General features: G+C 43.3%; 16 protein-coding genes. 6 read left to right on the top strand and 10 right to left on the bottom strand.

Annotated elements, in window-relative coordinates; translation table 11 throughout:
- The first annotated feature begins 266 nt into the window (after nt 1–266).
- A complete protein-coding gene (locus tag PN470_RS00250; RefSeq protein WP_002737160.1) occupies nt 267–557 on the top strand; it encodes a DUF3082 domain-containing protein in 291 nt (96 codons plus the stop codon).
- A gap of 74 nt (nt 558–631) precedes the next feature.
- Here PN470_RS00250 and PN470_RS00255 read toward each other — a convergent pair whose 3' ends face one another.
- From PN470_RS00255 to hslO, 5 genes are all read right to left on the bottom strand, one after another.
- Nucleotides 632–2281: an alpha/beta hydrolase gene (locus PN470_RS00255; RefSeq protein WP_002776298.1), complete on the bottom strand. Its 1650-nt coding sequence runs from the start codon at nt 2279–2281 to the stop codon at nt 632–634.
- 200 nt (nt 2282–2481) lie between these two features.
- Nucleotides 2482–4125, bottom strand: coding sequence for a Ppx/GppA phosphatase family protein (locus PN470_RS00260; RefSeq protein WP_002738182.1), 1644 nt, complete (start codon nt 4123–4125; stop codon nt 2482–2484).
- A gap of 105 nt (nt 4126–4230) precedes the next feature.
- The gene (locus PN470_RS00265) at nt 4231–5442 is read right to left on the bottom strand and encodes a pentapeptide repeat-containing protein (protein WP_271935004.1); all 1212 of its coding nucleotides are present in this window, start codon (nt 5440–5442) and stop codon (nt 4231–4233) included.
- 488 nt (nt 5443–5930) lie between these two features.
- The gene (locus PN470_RS00270; protein ID WP_103111878.1) at nt 5931–7886 is read right to left on the bottom strand and encodes a chromosome segregation ATPase; all 1956 of its coding nucleotides are present in this window, start codon (nt 7884–7886) and stop codon (nt 5931–5933) included.
- 63 nt (nt 7887–7949) lie between these two features.
- Nucleotides 7950–8864: an Hsp33 family molecular chaperone HslO gene (gene hslO, locus PN470_RS00275; protein ID WP_272103302.1), complete on the bottom strand. Its 915-nt coding sequence runs from the start codon at nt 8862–8864 to the stop codon at nt 7950–7952.
- 84 nt (nt 8865–8948) lie between these two features.
- On the opposite strand from hslO, the gene PN470_RS00280 reads away from it, so the two are divergent.
- On the top strand, nt 8949–9332 hold the full coding sequence (locus PN470_RS00280; RefSeq protein ID WP_002737184.1) for a hypothetical protein: 384 nt from the start codon (nt 8949–8951) through the stop codon (nt 9330–9332).
- A 117-nt stretch (nt 9333–9449) separates the two neighbouring features.
- Here the strand turns inward: PN470_RS00280 and PN470_RS00285 are convergent, their stop codons facing one another.
- The 3 genes from PN470_RS00285 to PN470_RS00295 form a co-directional block, all read right to left on the bottom strand.
- Nucleotides 9450–10115, bottom strand: coding sequence for a pilus assembly FimT family protein (locus tag PN470_RS00285; protein WP_271935008.1), 666 nt, complete (start codon nt 10113–10115; stop codon nt 9450–9452).
- Complete coding sequence (locus PN470_RS00290; protein WP_016517066.1) at nt 10093–10638, bottom strand: type IV pilus modification PilV family protein; 546 nt, start codon at nt 10636–10638, stop codon at nt 10093–10095. Before PN470_RS00290 ends, PN470_RS00285 begins: the two co-directional genes overlap by 23 nt.
- Nucleotides 10639–11251: 613 nt before the next feature.
- Nucleotides 11252–12145, bottom strand: a complete 894-nt coding sequence (locus tag PN470_RS00295) for a DMT family transporter (RefSeq protein ID WP_271935010.1) — start codon at nt 12143–12145, stop codon at nt 11252–11254.
- Between the two features lie 168 nt (nt 12146–12313).
- Between PN470_RS00295 and PN470_RS00300 the strand changes: the two genes are divergently transcribed.
- Genes PN470_RS00300 through nrtS form a run of 4 tightly spaced genes read left to right on the top strand, consistent with a single transcriptional unit; the run spans nt 12314 to nt 14705 of the window.
- Nucleotides 12314–12670: a DUF1823 family protein gene (locus PN470_RS00300; protein WP_271935011.1), complete on the top strand. Its 357-nt coding sequence runs from the start codon at nt 12314–12316 to the stop codon at nt 12668–12670.
- Nucleotides 12671–12701: 31 nt separating this feature from the next.
- Nucleotides 12702–13832 carry a CO2 hydration protein gene (locus PN470_RS00305; protein WP_271935012.1) on the top strand — a complete coding sequence of 377 codons (1131 nt, stop codon included), beginning with the start codon at nt 12702–12704 and terminating at the stop codon, nt 13830–13832.
- Between the two features lie 54 nt (nt 13833–13886).
- A complete protein-coding gene (locus PN470_RS00310) occupies nt 13887–14450 on the top strand; it encodes a GUN4 domain-containing protein (protein WP_103111873.1) in 564 nt (187 codons plus the stop codon).
- Between the two features lie 3 nt (nt 14451–14453).
- Entirely contained in the window at nt 14454–14705 is a 252-nt protein-coding gene (gene nrtS, locus PN470_RS00315) for a nitrate/nitrite transporter NrtS (protein WP_103111872.1), read from the top strand.
- 324 nt (nt 14706–15029) lie between these two features.
- Here the strand turns inward: nrtS and PN470_RS00320 are convergent, their stop codons facing one another.
- Nucleotides 15030–16289, bottom strand: coding sequence for an L-lactate MFS transporter (locus tag PN470_RS00320; RefSeq protein WP_002737553.1), 1260 nt, complete (start codon nt 16287–16289; stop codon nt 15030–15032).
- Nucleotides 16290–16457: 168 nt separating this feature from the next.
- The gene (locus PN470_RS00325) at nt 16458–17057 is read right to left on the bottom strand and encodes a peroxiredoxin (RefSeq protein ID WP_002735961.1); all 600 of its coding nucleotides are present in this window, start codon (nt 17055–17057) and stop codon (nt 16458–16460) included.
- Nucleotides 17058–17735 lie beyond the last annotated feature (678 nt).

The raw sequence follows: 17735 nt of genomic DNA on the forward strand, positions 1-17735 counted from the left end.
GGTTTAATTAGGGGTTGCTGAATAAATCTAAAACCCTTGTTGGATAAGACTTTTAGACTTTTTTTCCCTCAAAAAGTGCCAGCTATTGGAGTGATCGGGGGTAAAATTCCAGGACTTTTTCCCTGAAAATTAGGTAACTGACCCCCTCAAAATCCGTAAAACCCCACACCCCACACCCCACACCCCACACCCTACCCCCACGAAAAACTTTTTCAGCAAACCCTAATTAAAATTTAACCCGGGCAGTATTTGAGGAATAAAAAGTAATGACCACAGAATTAGAAACCAAAAAAGTTACTCCTACTCGCTGTTTAGTTGGCGCGGCAATTTCGGCAGCATTGGGGACAATTCTCTATTATCTCACGGCAGCGATCGGTCATTCTTTTTACTCAAAACCAATGGTTGCTCACAGTCCGATCGCCTTGAGAATTGGCAGTGCTGTCCGCACTTTAGTTTTTGGTTTAGCTTCTCTGGGAACCTTTATTTTTGTTTTTGTCACCATTGGTTTAATTCTTTTGGCTATCCAATTACTACTTAAACGCCCTCAACAAACATAAATTATGAATTATGAATTGGGAGTAGGAGGTGGTAATTTTTTTCAGTGATCAGTTAACTGATAACTGATCACTGATTAACGGACATTTTGAGCAACAAAATCTTTGATCAGTTGTTCTAAAGCGGCCGAGGAGGCGCGGGTAATCAGAAAACATCTAAACTCCTGGCCTTGACTGAGATATTGGGAATAGGCCGCCTGTAAAAAAGGTTTATAGCTGGGGTTTTTGCGAATATAGACCTCAAAAAAGGCCAAAGATAGGGAATGGGCGTAACTATCGATCAGATATGGTGCTGGCAGGGTAAGATCGGCTATGGATTCGATCGCTTCGTTAATTCCCGCATCTAGTACCGAAAAGTCAACGTGAGCTTGACCTTCAATCAGAGCTAAATATTTATTTTCGGTTTTGAGCAGGGGAAAAGAGCGCACCTGTTCAAAAATAGCGGGGGTAGCCGGATCGTAGGTTCCTGCCGCCACAAAAGTGGGAATTTCGATTTTAGCCAGTCCTTTAGCCCCAAAAATACTCCAATTAAACGGATTAACCGCAAAAATCGCTTTGATTCTCGGATCGCGAAAGTTGTATTCTTCCCGGGGTAAATCCAAAGCACGACACTGCAGCAAGAGGGAGACATTGAGAAAAGCCAATCTTCTTTGACAGTCCCGTTGTAGATTCTCGAAATCGATTGTCGCTCCACCCACAGCTAAGGCTGTATAACCGCCGAAGGAATGTCCACCAACTCCCACATTATCTAAATCTAATTGCCCCTGAAATTCCCCCGCGTTGCGTCTTTGCAATTCATCGATCACAAAAGATATGTCCAATGGACGATCGACAAATTCGTTGGTATAAAAAACCGTCCGCGATAAACCGGCGAGTAGATTCTGTACCTGTAGGGTATCGCTGCCGGGGTGTTGGGGCATAGCGACGAGATAACCGTAACTAGCAAAGTGTTCTGCGTGTCGGACAAAATCTTCGGGACGGGAAGCTAAACCGTGGGAAAAGACGATAACGGGGGTTTTCTGGGTTAATTGCCCCTTGGGTTTGACAATAATCAGATAAAGTTTCCTCTGACGACGGCTATCGGTTAAATCCAGCCGCATCTGTTCCACTTGTTGCGGTCCGGGTTGTCGGGGGTCGGTCATGGCGGTAAAATTAATTTCACCGGCCTTTTTAGCTTCTTCTAAGGATAATTGCGCCACCTTTTCCGTAAATACCGTGGTGGCTTTCAGGACGACATCGATCGCCCGGGCTAATCTTTGCACTTTTGTCACATCAATCTGCATATTAGTGGGCAGATTACGCAGCAGGCTAAGAATAGTTACCCCTTCCGGTTCAAAAGCTGATTTAACTAGGGCAGAACGCAGGGCAAATTTACCATTAATACCCCCTTGAATGGTGATCAGTTCCCCTAAAAGGTTGAGAATATCTTCCCCCATTCTGGTGTTAAAAAAGCGCGAGATCAGGACGGGATTAATTTCTTTACTTGTGGTTAAAGCTTGGCGAAATTCTTTTTGTTGTTCGGCGGTGGTATTACCTAAATATTGTCTTAGATTAGCGTCAATTCTGCCAGTTTTGGCAAACTTTTCTAGGGAACTAATTTCTAGGGTACGACTAAAGGGCGCTAAGATAAAAGTGATTCTCTCGGCCGAGAGGACAGGGAAGCTAGTCAGTATTGTTCCTAAGCAACCAAGAGCGATCGAGCGGCTGATTTTGGCTAATTGCAACAAGTTTTTCGGCTCCTTTTCTTTCTGCGTTCCTATTCCCTCTGGATTATAACAGTAACTTCGCAGTTTTTAACTGTTTTCCTGCTTGACTATCAACAAAAATTATCAATTTGCCACGGTCGATAATCTTGACCTAGAATAACGGGTAACAAGTCTCGAAAATTCCAATCTCGCCGATTTCAAGCTACTCATCGCTCATGATTTCAGGGTAAAAATGCCAAAGTTGCCACTACTTTCACCCCAAATTCTTCCTCAAAAACGGGTTTTTTATAGTCTAAACTCCACAATTCTAAAGCACAATCATCTTCAGCATTATTAGGAAAAAGATGCAGATGTAGGGTTCTATATTCGGGATCGTACTTACATTCAATCTTTTTAATCGCTCCTATTTGTCGTCGATCTAAAGCCACGGCCAAGCGCAGTATAGCACTTAGATGTCTGACCATATACTGATAGTATTCCGTTAATTTCATAAAATCATCGTGTCTTTTCTTCGGCTTACTTTTACGGTGATAACGAGCGATATTAGCGATAACTTCTAACTCTATTTCTGTATAGCCCAACAGTTCACCATTGCGAATTAAATAATAGGAATGCTTATGATGGGCAGCATGACTAACATATAAACCACTATTATGTAAAATTGCCGCCGCCCATAATAGATCTTTAGCCTCCTGATTCCAAGAATGTAATTGTGCTTGGGTTTGCTCGAACAAAGACAGGGAAAATGTCGCTATTCTCTCAGCAGATTCTAAATTAACTTGATACTTTTTCGCTATTTTCAAGACACTGCGCTGACGGATTTCACTCTGATAAAGTAACCGATTATCAATTAAACCGTGGGTCAGCATCCAATCGACGATTACCCCTTCTCGCAGGGCCCTTTCACAGAGAACTAACTTATCAACATCTAACATGGTCATCGCTTCCAAAAGCACGATCGAACCTGCTAGAATTATCTCGGCCCGTTTATCGGACATTCCCAGAATTGCCAGTCTTTGGTGATAGTCCAAACTGGCGAAACGTTTAACCAATTCTCTGACATCTTTACGGGTTAATTGATAGCCATTTAAAGGATTGGGAATTAACCCCAATTTCTCCAAAGCATGGATAGTCATCAAAGTTTCGATCGTCCCAGAAGTTCCCACTAAACGCGGCACTTCTCCCACCTGTAAATGATGTTTAATTTCCTCTACTGCCCGCTCCAACATTCCCCTGGTGTATGCCCTTAAATAGGCTAATTCTGTGGTACTAATGGGATCGGTGGTGATCAAATCTTGGGTCAAACGCACCGCCCCGATTTTGGTACTACTAAGAAAGCGAATTTCTTGGCTATCAGCTAAGATTAATTCTGTGGAACCACCACCGATATCGATAATAATATGGGCTTGATTTTGGAAATCCATTCCCGAGACGACACCGAGATAAATCCGGCGCGCTTCCTCCTGTCCAGAGATGAGATTTACAGAAATACCGACTTCTTTCTCGATTAAAGCCAAAAATTCGTCACCGTTGGCTGCTTCCCGGGTGGCGCTGGTGGCCACGGCGATAATCTGATCCGCATGGAGACTAATAGCCAGATCGTGACAGCGTTTTAAAGCCGCGATCGCTCTTTCCATGGCCGCTAGGGTTAATTTACCAGTTTTCCTATCTCGATCGCCCAGACGGACTGTATCCTTTTCTCTGGCAATAATCGTAAAAGCGGGTAAAGACGGTTCAATTTTCACCACTACCATGTGAACCGAATTCGTACCAATATCGATCGCCGCTAGGATTTGGACATCGGGGACTTTTGCCAGGGGCGCTAGTCCCCAATTGGGTGTAACTTGATTAGAAATATTCACCATCGCTTATCAGTGATCAGTTACCAGTCGGGGGATAGGTGTTAAGGCTGGTCTTATTATCCCTCTAATTGTCCGCCTCGGCGCGGCAATTTTAGCTTTGTATAGCATTCATTCGTCAACATACAATTTTCGCTGCTCCAGGGCCAATTGCTGGAATTCCCCTTCCTCAAATTCTCCCTGCTTGGGACGGCGCTCTTGGTCGGACTCGACTAAATATATATAATCACAATCAACCCCTTCTAAATTGGTATTTTCGGCGATTTTCCAAGCTTCGATACAAGCGCCTGTCAGGGTGGCTGCCTGTAAATTGGCTCTCATCACGTTACTATGGGCTAAATTTGCCCCTTCTAGATTAGCGTAGGCTAAATTTGCCTCGCTCAAATTTGCTCTAGTCAGATTGGCATTTTTGAAGTTAAACCCGTAAAGATTCAGTCCACGAAAATTATAGCCAATATAAGCTTTATTTTCCCCTTGACCAGTAACGAGAAGATTTCTCATCGCCACTTCGGCTAAAATTGTCTTTTCCCAACGCGCTCGCTCGATGCCCGATACCAGATAAAATCGAGTTCTAGTTAAATCTTTTGCTCTTAAATCAGTGGCTTTTAACTGCGCTCCCGTGAAATCCGCTTCTTTAAGATTTGCGCCGCAAAAATTTGTACCTTTACTGGCTAAAAAAGCAATTGCTATCGATTTCGTGATTGTTTGTCTCGATTCTTCTAGGGACAACCAGGCCAGATAAGCGGTGAATAAAGTACCACAAACCCCAACAATCAAAGCTATAGAAAAAGTTCCATTCATCACGGCTATTCCAGCTAATGCTCCCTGAAAAGCCAAGATAATTACTGTCAATAAAGTTAAAATTAAGCTGATGAAAATTGCTAGGATAAAACTTGTTGATTGACCAGAAATCAAGGATAAAACTAAGGGTAATCCCCCAACTCGCTGACGATAAAATCTTACATAAATTAGGGATAAAATCGTGATTATCACCGCACCAATGATTTTAAATTGGCTTACATCCGTCACCAGCATTAAAGCTAGATAATAACCAGCTAATCCCCACACAAAGCCGCAGAAAGCCGCTATTAACCAAGAAATTAAAATTAATTGTAGCCGACCGCGCTTTAGTAATCCTGCCCTGGCCTCGGTAAATTTAGTTCCCTCTAAAATAGCACCTTGAAAATTAGTACCACGCAGATCTGCTTGACTAAAATTAGCCCCCGATAAATTCTGTCCGCGAAAACACTGTCCTTTTAATTTTACTCCTTTAAAATTGCGTTTCCCTTTGGCATATAAATCCAGTACCTCACTTGCTTTCATAAGACCTCTTACAGAAATCAAAAATCGTTTTTAGGGTTAGGAGTCAGTAGCCAGTAGTCAGGAGAATTAAGAATGAATAATAATCAATTAAATGGTCTATTTAAAGATTTTGTGTTATTTAATCCTTATTATTGCCGTTTTTGAACCATCAAAAATTAATTATGCAGGAGGTTTATAGAAATTACGGATATCTGTTTTTTGCTTGATTAATTAATTTAATTCATAACACCTATTATCTTTTAAAAATTGGCTTTGGTTATTTGTTGGCTATACTAAATCCGTTGAGTATAGGCTAAATATCATCAGGATAGGCAGGGGACAAGAGAAGGAATAGATAATCAGTCTTTAATAACCGGATTTAGGATAATACAGGTATTTGGCTCCCTTATTCTTTATGTGATAAGTTTAACTTATATAGTAGCGATCGATCTTTGTGTCCTTTGTGTCTCTGTGGTTCGCCACACTCACTGCCCCAAGACTGTATCAATTTATTGACCCGGACTTGGTGTTTCTATCGGGGACTCTGGAGAAAGGGGAGTCGATTCAACTATTGGTGGTGGGGCCGGCGGTTGGAGAATATTGCGCCAGCCTTGCATTTGGGAGCGAGCCGAACTGTAGGCGGTACTTTCCCGGGATACGGATTCAGCAAGGCGAATAGCTTCCAGATAACGGCCATTATTAGCTTGGGCCGTGGCTAAAGACAAAAGCTGATAACTCCAACGTTCCAGCAATTCAGTCCGTTGCACACCTGCGTCGGTTTGAGTGGAAATATTGGTAACTAAAGCAATCGCTCGGGTTAAATCCTCTGCGCTTCCCGTCGCCGCTAATTGATTAGCCTGTTGGAGATTTTGACGGGCCCGCAACTCTCGGCGCCAACGACGGATATTTTGGGAAGCTTCCGAGGAAAGAGTGCGACCGGGGGGAATTTGATTGGCAGTTTCGATCGCTGTGCTATAGTCTTTGAGATTGGCCAAAGCTTGAGCCTGATCTAAAATGGGTTGATCCTCCATGCGTTCAATCCGCGCTTGCCAGTCGCGAATTTCCCGTTGAGCATCTCGGTATAAGACCCGATTCTTGCCAATAGCCCGGGCCTGAATAATAGCACTACTGAGGGAATTAATATCGCCGGGGATAGCGATTTCCCGCGCCCGTTCTAAAATCGGCCGGTCTTCAATCACTTGTATTTGACGATTCCAAGAGCCAATTTCCTGCTGTGCTTGCGACCAGAGGGGATTATTACGGGGAACCTCTCCCGCTTTCGCGATAGCGGCGCTATACTGCTCGATTGTACCTGCTTGTGCTAAATCTCTAGCCTCGGACAGTATTTTTAGATCCTGTACCTGTAACTGCCAGCGCTCCTTCATAGCTAGGGCCGTTTGATGGAGGGGTCGAGAAGCGTCAATTTGTTCTAGTCCCAGTATGCCGGCTTCTAATCCGTCCACCGTGCCGGTTTCCGCATCTAAGGCCGCTTCCGACAAGAGAGACCAATCGGTGACATCTGCTTTAATTTTGAGGTCTTTGGGGGTTTGGTTAGCCAAATCCCGGAGAGCTTGCCATTGCTTCCGCTCAATTAATCTTTCGGCGTATTCTTTTAGTTTATCCTCGGTTTTCGCGATTAATTTTTGTGCCTCCTGATAGGCATAACTGCTGGCTGGAATTTTTCTAGCTTCTTCGATGACTTTGAACCAATTGTTGAGACCGCCCCGGGCAAAGAGATTAAAGGCATTATCTAATTTACTGCTATCTTCCCGGGCGACGGTAATTTTAGCGATCGCTTCATTATACTTAACCGTTGCCCAATATTCGTTATTTAAGTTCAATAAATCCACTGCCAGACGGAAAGATTGATTCCAGTTGGAAGCGCGGAGATTTTCCTCTAGTTTGCTTAATATCTCGTTGCCTTCCGTCCAAGTTTCTTGCCACTTAGCGATTCTTTCTTCAATAATTGCCGCTACTGCCATATTATTGGGGATTTGACGAGCTTTAGCGATTGCCTGCTTTAAATTTCCCGCTTGATAGTCTTTTTCGGCCAAATTCAGTATATCTCGCGCCCATTCTTCCACCTGTTGATTGACTTGCGATCGCAAGGGATGGTCTTCGGGTAAAGCTTCCACCAGGGCAATGGCTTCGAGTAAACCTGCCACGGTGCGACTATCGGCGGAAAGTTGAGCGCAGTAGAGACGCAGGGAGGCAGAAGCGATAGGCCAGAAGATTTTTGGGCAATTGGGCGACTTCTGCATATTTAATAACTGCCAAGTGGCGAGAAAGCCAACACCGCCAAAGACCACCACAAATAAAGCCGCCCAAACTTTCCAAGTGAAACGATGCTGGTATCGAGACCAAAAGAGAAAAAGAAAAGACTTAGTTTTCTCTGGCCAACGAGTCAGGGGGTCAATCGATTCTCGTTTGACTAGATTTTCGGTTAATTCTTTTCCTTTAGACATTCACAACTCCCCGGCAGATATTTTAGATAGATTTTACCCTAATGGCGCTTATTGCCCAACTTCTCAGCAAGATTCAGCCTGTAGAGACTCGACTAATTCGATTAATTGTCTCTCGTTGGCATTATACACTTCCCGACAAAACTCACAGACGGCTTCCGCTTGTTTATCTTTTTCGATGATGTCTTTTAATTCATCGACCCCGAGGAATTTTAAAGCTCCTAAGACCCGTTCAAAAGAGCAGCTACAATCAAAACGCAGCATCTGCACAGCTGGAAAAATTTCTAGACCCATATCTCCGAGAAGTTCCTGAAAAATATCTTCTAGTCCTTTTCCTGCCCGTAAAAGGGGCGTAAATCCCGTTAATTTTCGCAATCTCGACTCTAAACGAGCCACTAAGACCTCATCCCGGGCTGCTTCTTTAGAGAGAACTTGTAATAAAATTCCCCCGGCTGCCGTTACTCCTGTGGTCGTACCGACAAAAACCCCCACTTGCAAAGCGGAGGGAATTTGTTCCGATTGGTCCAGGTAGTAGGCGATATCTTCCCCCACTTCCCCAGAAACTATCTCGACGATGCTTTCTTGAAGTTCATTTCTCCCCTCGCCTTTTTCTTCGCGTAAGACTCGCACATAACCCTTGTTACCCACCGCGCGACCCACATCTAATTTACCCTTAGCATTGGGGAGTAATTCCACTTGGGGATAGTCCACATAACCGCGCACCGTGCCATCGAGTCCCGCATCAACTAAAACACCCCCCAGGGGTCCGTCGCCTTTAATGCGAATATTGACCCTAGAACCGGGTTTTTTTAAACTGGAAGCCAAGAGTAAAGCCGATGCCATCGTGCGACCGAGAGCAGCACTGGCTACGTTAGATAATTGATGTCTTTGGCGAGCTTCTTCGGTTAAACGGGTGGTAATCACTCCTACTACTCTAATTCCCCCATCGGCGGCCGTGGCGCGGATTAATTTATCTGCCATACTACTTACTGTTATCCTTGGAAAACGCTGTCCCGATTTTTAGTTATTCTTTAACTAACTTAACAAAAATTATCAGACAATCATATGTTCGGCAATTTTCAACAAAGTCAGCTGCGTATCGAAATCTCGGCCAGTGAACAGGCTATCGGGGATAGTTTGCTCAAAACTGCTCATCTCCGTCAATGGCTGTGGCCGCAAATGCTCTCACCCAATCTACCCGATAAATTAGAGGAAGGTTTGACTTTTACCTCTTGGTTAGGTTTAATCCCCGTACAACATCAGGTTTTATTGGCCAATGACCAGTGTTTACGCTTGCTTTTGAGTCAAGGTATCGATGGCTATCACGAATGGTATTGGGGCGATGGTTGGTTACAATCGCGGTTAGAAGGCATTTCTCTCCTTCCCCTCAATCTTGGTCAAACTCTCAGTTTATTGAAATTACGACTATTTTTGAGCAATCAAAAGTAATGAGTAATCAGTAATCAGTAATCAGTCAACTAAAAACTCACATCTGGTAACTCACATCTGATAACTCACATTTGGTAACTGATAACTGATAACTCACACCTGATAACTGATAACTGATTAGGGTTGAGTTCCATCGAGACGGATTTCACATTGACGAGCATCGAGGTTAGTTAGAGAAGTTCCAGTATAAGTGCCTTGTTTAACTATTCCTAGCAGAGAAGCGATAACTATACATTTTTTTTCTTGGTTGGGATAGGGATCGGCGGTGGCATTGGCGGCGGGATATAATACGATTATCGCTTGGTTTTGTGGCGGATCAAAGGTTAACCTCGGCACATGACCCCGAAAGGAAAACTGTACCTCCGGAGTGCCGCCTAGGGTGGGAAAATTCCTCACCACCATAAATATTTCCTCTGGCAGATTTAGGGTACGCTCGTTAGCATTATTTGGCAATCGTTCTGGCGGAATCAAGGGACTCGCCCTATCATTAGTCGCCACTAAACAACCTGCTTCAGTGGCAGTTATTTGCGAGTAAACTGTGGGGCCAGTGCCAGTCGGGTTAGTAAAATTAATCGTGCAACTTTTCCCTCGACGGATAGCTTGTCTTTGGGCATCCTCTAGAGCTAATTGTATAGCATCGGTGGCTTGTTGGACTCTATTGCTATTCAACCACGCTAATAAATTAGGTCCGGTTAAGGCGGCAAGAATTCCCGCAATTGCCAAAGCTACCAAAATTTCTAACAGGGTAAAACCCTGATTTTTATGGACATTTAAACGACGCATCGGGAATCACCTCGACAGAACTTTTGGCAAGAAATTTTCCTTCTTCTTCGTTTCTTTCGTCTCTTTCTTGAGTTTGATAGTCACTAGCTATTTCACCATCAGCTAACTTCACCTTATACTCTATACGAAGGCGATGGGGATGGGCGGACTGGGCTGCTTCATCCTCAGGAAAAGTTCGATAGAGAGAATAGTTTTTACGGACAAATGATCTTGTCCCTACTAATTGTTCCTGCAGTGGATTGGTGGGGGGGAGAGTAGCCGTTAGTTCTCTTCTTAAAGCTGTGGCATAACCCTGACTGATATTTGTACATACATCTGGGGTGATGTAGGGGTTGGGAGGACTGGAGTTCACATCTAAAGTCGAAGCTAAAAATTTGACATCCTCAAAATCTTCTTGAATCCAAAAGTTAGCTTGAGCCTGTCTTTCTGACCGAACTTTATATAAGGCAGTGAACGCCATTAACTGTAAGGTTCCTGTTAAGAAAGCGGTAATAGTAAAAATGGCAATCATCACTTCTAACATCGAGAAACCCGACTCGGATGATGACAGTTTTGACTGTATTCCCTTTCCTTTTAATTTCACTTTTTACCCCCCCCCGTTTTTCCTGAAAACTACTGGCTTTTCTTCGCTGTTAACTACAGATTACGCAAATGATCGGATATTTCTAAATTTAGTCAGGGAATTAATTCCCCGAAAACCCTATTTGGCTCTTCTGGTTTATGTGTGGAAACGAAGCCTATACTGATAGTTTCTTCGGCAAAATAGTCGTAAAAGTCCTTCTCAGTCAACATTTCACGATTCCATAAGCAAAAATTATCACACAAAGTCGAGAAGAGCCCCTATTTTTCAATTGAGTCAGATTGTCTAAGTAGCTGGTTACAATTAAATTGAAGATATATCCCCCCTTAATCCCCCCTTGATAAGGGGAGTGCTGATCCCCCCTTAATACCCCCTTGATAAGGGGGTGCTGATCCCCCCTTAATCCCCCCTTGATAAGGGGGGCATCCGCAAGTTTTTAAGATCTACCTACTTAAACTCTCATTCAGTCATCATTGTACACTAATCTAGTCTGTGTCTGTGGTTACAATCGGAGATCGAGATCGCACTTAACCAGTAATTTAGATACACTAACAGCTTATCCGCCTAAAATAGCAATGCCTACGCCGATTAATAGAATTAATCCGCCATAAATGACTTCTTGGGCTGGTATTTCACCAAAAATGAACACTCCTAACAGACTAGCGGCGATTGGCTCTAATAAAATTACCATGGTTACTATTGTCGGTGCTACCCATCGCAAAGCCCAGTTAAAGCTAGTATGACCGATTAATTGCGGAAAAATCGCCATCATTAACACATAAACATACACAGATAGGGGATAGCTTTCGTAATCTTGACCAAATAAAAAAATAGAAGGTAATAAGGCTAATCCTGCGGTAGTGTAGGCTACAGTTATATAATTCTTAATATTTAAGCCCTTCCTTTGTGCTTCCCGTCCGAGGAGAATATAACCACTGACGAGAATTGCCCCAATTAAAGCCAAGCTATTGCCCAATAAAGGGTTAGGATAAGAACTACTCACATCTCGATCGGCTAAAACAATCAATAATCCCCCCGTTAGAGCCACAAAAATGCCGATAAAGGTTAATTTAGTCGGTTTTTCTCGAAACCACCACCAACCCAACAGGGAAACCCAGAGGGGATTAGTGGTGACTAAAGTGGTAGAAGCGGCGATCGAGGTGTAGGATAGAGAAGTAATCCAAGTAGCAAAATGGAGAGCTAAACAAAATCCTGCCCCCACTGCGTAATAATAGGCTTGAACAGGGACTTTTTGGCGTGATAAGGTCAACCAGTTCGGAATTAGGACAACAGAAGCCAAGATCAGACGGGAAGTCGCTAAAAATAAACTAAATGCGATCGTAGCATTACCTACCGCTTCGATCGCTAACCGGATAAAAATTGCCGATGCAGAAACCGACACCACACCGATAGTTAAAATAAAAATAATTTTGGCGTTAGAAGGAGGCAAAATAGGCTACGCTTACGCGATGATCAATGATGTTATTCACCAGTTATTTTAACCGTAGGCAGTAGCCAGTCGTCAGTAGCCGGTCGTCAGGAAATAGGAGATTATTTTATTTATTCTCCCCACACCCCACACCCCACACCCCACACCCTACACCCCATTCACTTGATCATGGAACTACCAGAATTAAATATAGAGATAATTTGGGCGATTATTAACGATGAAATTGACGACGAAACCGTTAATAAATTGGTTTGGCAAAGTTTAGGTTATCGCTACGATGAAAGTCAAGGAAAATGGGATAATAGTCAAGTAGAGGAAGATTGGCTCCGTGAATATCCCGAACCCCCGGATTTTATTGCCAATCGTCCCCCAACAGTAAAATTAACTCGATCGATCTTGCCAGAAAATAAACAATTATTAAAAGATAAATTGGGGTTTACCGGTTATAAAATTGGCGAATTCAATCCCCGCATGACTCGCCGTGCCACCGCAGCTAATTGGTTGTGCTTTTATGGGTTAAAATAGATCAGGAAAGTTATTTTATCAAGCTTCTAGCATGGTTACTATCCCTGTCAAGTCCTCCTCTCATCCCCTAGCATCCTATATTGAGCGTCTCACTGCTGGGGAAGCATTGTTAAAAGATACTCCCCAGAATTTGATCGAGGTAGTGGGTATCCTGAAAAGTTACGGAGTGGTGTTAGATGCTTATTCCAAAAATTTAATTTATATTGCGGAAAATCAGTTTTTGGTTTTTTTCCCTTTCTTTAAATATTTTAATGGTCAAGTATCTTGGCAAAAATTACTACAACACTGGTGGCATAATCGCATTAATTTTGAGTATGCTGAATACTGTATGAAAGCCATGTTTTGGCATGGTGGGGGTGGTTTAGATAGTTATGTAGATGGTGCCGCTTTTCGGGAAGTGACAGCCAAAGTTATTCAAGCCAAATTTAGGAATAATCCCCTAGTTTTAATTTTAAATAAAGCCTTTCCTGAATTTTTGCCAGAACAAATGCGGATGATGGCCTACTATAGCGGTTTAGGTCAATTTTGGCGAATTATGGCCGATACTTTTTTAAGTTTATCCGATCTCTACGATGTCGGAAAAATTACCAATATTCCCGAAGTGGTGGCACACATTAAGAAAAATTTAGTTGATAATGCTAGTCAAGCAATTGTCTATCAGGTAAAAATCAAAGGACAAACCTATTATCTGATCCCCAAATCGGCAGGATTAACCTTTCTTGCAGATACGGCAATCCCCTACGTTGAGGCGGTTTTCTTTCGCGGAACACCTTTTCCCGGTACAATTTCCTATAATGCCCAAGCCTATCAAATTCCCTACGATCAAGGAATGTTTGCCTATGGTGCTTTGTATGCGGATCCTTTACCCATCGGAGGTGCAGGGATTCCTCCCACACTATTAATGCAGGATATGCGTCACTTTTTGCCAGATTATCTGCACGACATTTATAAAAAGAGTTTTCGTCAAGAGGAAGATTTATTAGTCCAGATCTGCGAAACTTTTCAAAAGTCGATGTTTTGTGTGACAACGGCAGCTATTCAAGGATTAGCACCTTACCCTTTAACTACCACAGATTTAAAAGAACAAAAAGCCAATCGCATCTATCTAGAAGCATGGATGAATCGCTTTGTCAAGTCAAGATTAGAAGCGGTAAATCAATAATTATTCTGCCGATAAATCGGTAAGTTTTGCAGTCAACAAACCCCCTTTACATTTATGTCAGATATTAACGCCCAACTTCAGGATATTTTAGCTCAATTGCAATCTTTAACCGAACGGGTTGCCCTCATCGAAGCGCGGCAGATGTTAGTACCAGACATCGAGCGCTATGGTAAATTACAGCAATTACTAGCTGAGGGGAACTTTAGGGAGGCAGACGCAGAAACTCTCCGAGTTATCCTCGAAACTGCCAGCAGAACCCGCGATACTTTAACCCCAGAGGATATGATGCGGTTTCCCGTTAATGTGATTCGAGTACTCGATCGCCTTTGGAAAAATTATAGCGGCGATCATTTCGGTTTTAGCAATCAGGTGAAGTTATATTTTGCCGCCGGCGGTAGTATTAACACCCTGCGTACCCAAGACGCGGAAACAATTAGAAAATTTGGTGAATTGGTAGGATGGCGCGATAAAGATGAGTGGCGTATCGATGATTATGATCACTGGGATTTTAGTCTAGCAGCTCCTGAAGGCTGTTTTCCCGCTCTCTGGTGGAAGTCTCCCTACGGGTTAAAAATGGTGACTTTTTGTTTTACTCGCCTGATAGAGTGCGATTTATAGGCAATGAAAGGGATTATCGGCTATTTTCGGGCTTTATTATCCCCCCAATTTGCTCCCACCGGGATAAAAGTGGCTGTAGTAGTGGGGACAATTTTATTGACAATTAACCACGGTTATGCTATAATAAGCGGCCGTATGACAAGCGATCGCTGGCTGGCGGCATTACTGACTTATCTAGTTCCCTATCTGGTCAATGTTCATGGGCAGTATAGCAGTTATCGCCGTCAGCAGTGGCCGAAAAAATCCCAACAATAAAGGCAATGAATATACCTCTAAGTGGTGATTTCTTTGACTCTAGGGAACTCTCTGTTAGCAGAGGGCTGCTATGATAGCGATCGAGACGAATATTCATGAGTCCGATTTACCATGGCTGCTGTTTTATTGAAAACTGGCGAATTCCAAGAAATCCCTGATGATCAGTTAATTTCTTTCCTCGAGAAAAACCGAGATTTGATTCAAGATCGACAATCACCCAGAAAAAGAGTGATTAAAAGACCTATACCGTTCAATGTGACTTCTTTCGAGTCTTTTAAACTATAAAATAGCAGCAGTATCTACTCTAGGGTAAGATTAACTCCCTTAGCTAGGATTTGATAAATGCGATCGCTCTCTTTTCAGTAAGGCACTAGCGAGAAAAATACCCAGTATTGCCAATACAGCCATAGCATAAAAAGCATAAGTGTAAGTACCGAACCAATCGCGAATTCTACCAGTTACTAAAGTTCCGATCAAAGCACCAACACCGTAGGCAGTAAAAACAATACCGTAATTTTGGGCGTAGTGGTCAGGATTAAAGAAGTGGAGAGTGGTAGCGGGAGCTAGGGCTAACCATCCCCCTAAACAGAACCAAAATAGACAAAAAGCCACTAGATAGCTAGTAACTGCCCCTTTTTCGGACTTGACCATCAACAGGCAACCGATCAAAATGAGTGTATAGGCCCCGATCGCTAAATAATGGGGTTTCCAGCGATCGCTCAACCAACCGAACAAAGGACGACTAATACCATTAAACAAGGCAAATAGCGCAACACTACTAGCGGCTAACCCCGGCTCGATCTGGATAATTTCCTCAGCGACGGGACTAGAAATACCGATGGCACTCAAGCCAATTAAAGCACCAATAGCATAGCAAAGCCATAAGCCATAAAATGAGCGACTTTTCAGCATATTCACTGGATAATTGGCCTGAAAGTCGGATTTTCGATTAGCTAAATTTGCGGGAGGTTGCCAGTCCTGGGGGGGTAATTTCATGGCGAGGGCAATAATCATAATAATTATTGTAAAGATAATCCCCAAAAATCTTAAACTTGGTCTAACGCTATATTCATTGATTAATCGATTGGCTAAAGGTGCGGTAATCAGGGGAGAAAGGCCAAATCCGATGATAGTTAAACCCACCGCTAAACCTTTTTTGTCGGGAAACCAGCGTGCCACCACTGCCATGGGAACACCGTAAGCGATGCCGACTCCCGTGCCAGCAATGACTCCGTAGGTCAGAATAATTGTCTGGATCTGAGCGGCAAAACTAGCGAGAATATAGCCTAAACCGACGATAATTCCGCCGATAGCGGTCATCCTGCGAGTACCTACCCGGGGGATAAAAAAACCGGCAATCGGCATAGAAGCGGCATAAAATACTAGGGCCACAGTGTAGGGTAGTAAGCTTTCCGTGGCGCTGAGATTTAATTCTGTTTCTAGGGGTTTTCTAAAGATACTCCAAGAGTACACCGTCCCTAAACAGAGTAAAACACCCATTCCTAGAGGTATTAATAACCATCTACCTTTGGCTGCGGGTAATCCCAAAACTGTCAACTCGGAATCATAATTACTGGTAGTCATAGATCGCCGTGACTCTTTCTAGACTTGTCTGGCCAGTATTCTAGATGGGGTCATGGCTAATGGGGCCAATTTTCCAGAAAATTTTCCGATTAAAATGGGGGGTGAAATAATTCACCCCCTTAAAAGTCTCTCCCCATCTATAGCTGAGGGACTTCTAACGAACTTTAACTAAACTGCTGCGAAGTAAACTTTTGACTTCACAGGATCGGGAACCATGGTAGCATCGCCTTCTTGCCAACCGGCGGGACAAACTTCATCCGGGTGGGATTGGACGTATTGAATCGCTTTCAGAGTGCGGAGGGTTTCATCGACACTGCGACCAAAGGAAAGATTATTAATAGTAGCGTGTTGGATAACACCTTCTTTATCGATGATAAAGAGACCGCGCAGGGACACCCCCGCATCTGGGTCAAGAACATTGTAAGCGGTGCTGATTTCTTTTTTTAGATCCGACACCAACGGATAGGCCACATCCCCCACACCGCCGGATTTTCTCTCGGTTTGAATCCATGCGAGGTGAGCAAATTCGCTATCGACGGACACCCCTAAAATCTCGGTGTTGATGCTGGCAAATTCGCTAACTCGATCGCTGAAAGCGGTAATTTCCGTGGGGCAAACAAAGGTAAAATCGAGGGGATAGAAGAATAAAACGACGTATTTACCCCGATAATCCGATAATTTGATGGTTTTGAACTCTTGATCGAAAACGGCGGTCGCGGTGAAATCTGGCGCCGCTTGTCCGACTCTTAAGCAACCTTCGGCGGTCATACTTTTAATCTCCTTAATCTAGTTTCTGGGAAAATGCAACTATTTTTACATTCCTTAACAACTATATCATAGTCATAACGATTTTGAGTAGTTGGCAATCAGTTATCAGTTATCAGTGGCTAGTGGGGAGATAGGGAGGCCACTTCGTGCGCGTTGCGGGGGAGAATAAATAAAAGCTGTGTACTGGAAACAACACACCATGCTGATCAAGGATTTATGCGATCGCCTGACGGAGTGATAATAGGTAACACATCATTGGAGCGGACAGATGTGATATTTTGGGTTAGAATTGACCATTAGAGACGATTTGCTGCCGATCAATTCAGCCGTTAGCTTGCAGTAACGAACCTATGAAAATTGAGGATTTTGGCAATGTTCAGTTATCTTAAAGGCTTTTTAGTTAGCCATGCTTCGAGACTAATCCTACTTTTATTAGTATAGCGATCCTAACTTATTTTCAATATTCCCCTCAATCCATTTAAGGCAATTCCTGTCTTTGGACAGCTAATTATAGGTGCTAATTATTCTCAGGGTAAGAGCATCTCAATTAGGCTTGACAAAAGGCTTTCAGCACAGCCATCATATAGTCATTATCCATGGCCGTCCGTTTACTTTTTTGTGCCAGACTACGTCGGTAAGTGGATTCCTGGTTAAGAGCGTTAAGTGCTACTCGTCTCA

It is taken from the genome of Microcystis sp. CS-574, from assembly GCF_028329095.1.
Taxonomy (GTDB): domain Bacteria; phylum Cyanobacteriota; class Cyanobacteriia; order Cyanobacteriales; family Microcystaceae; genus Microcystis; species Microcystis ichthyoblabe_A.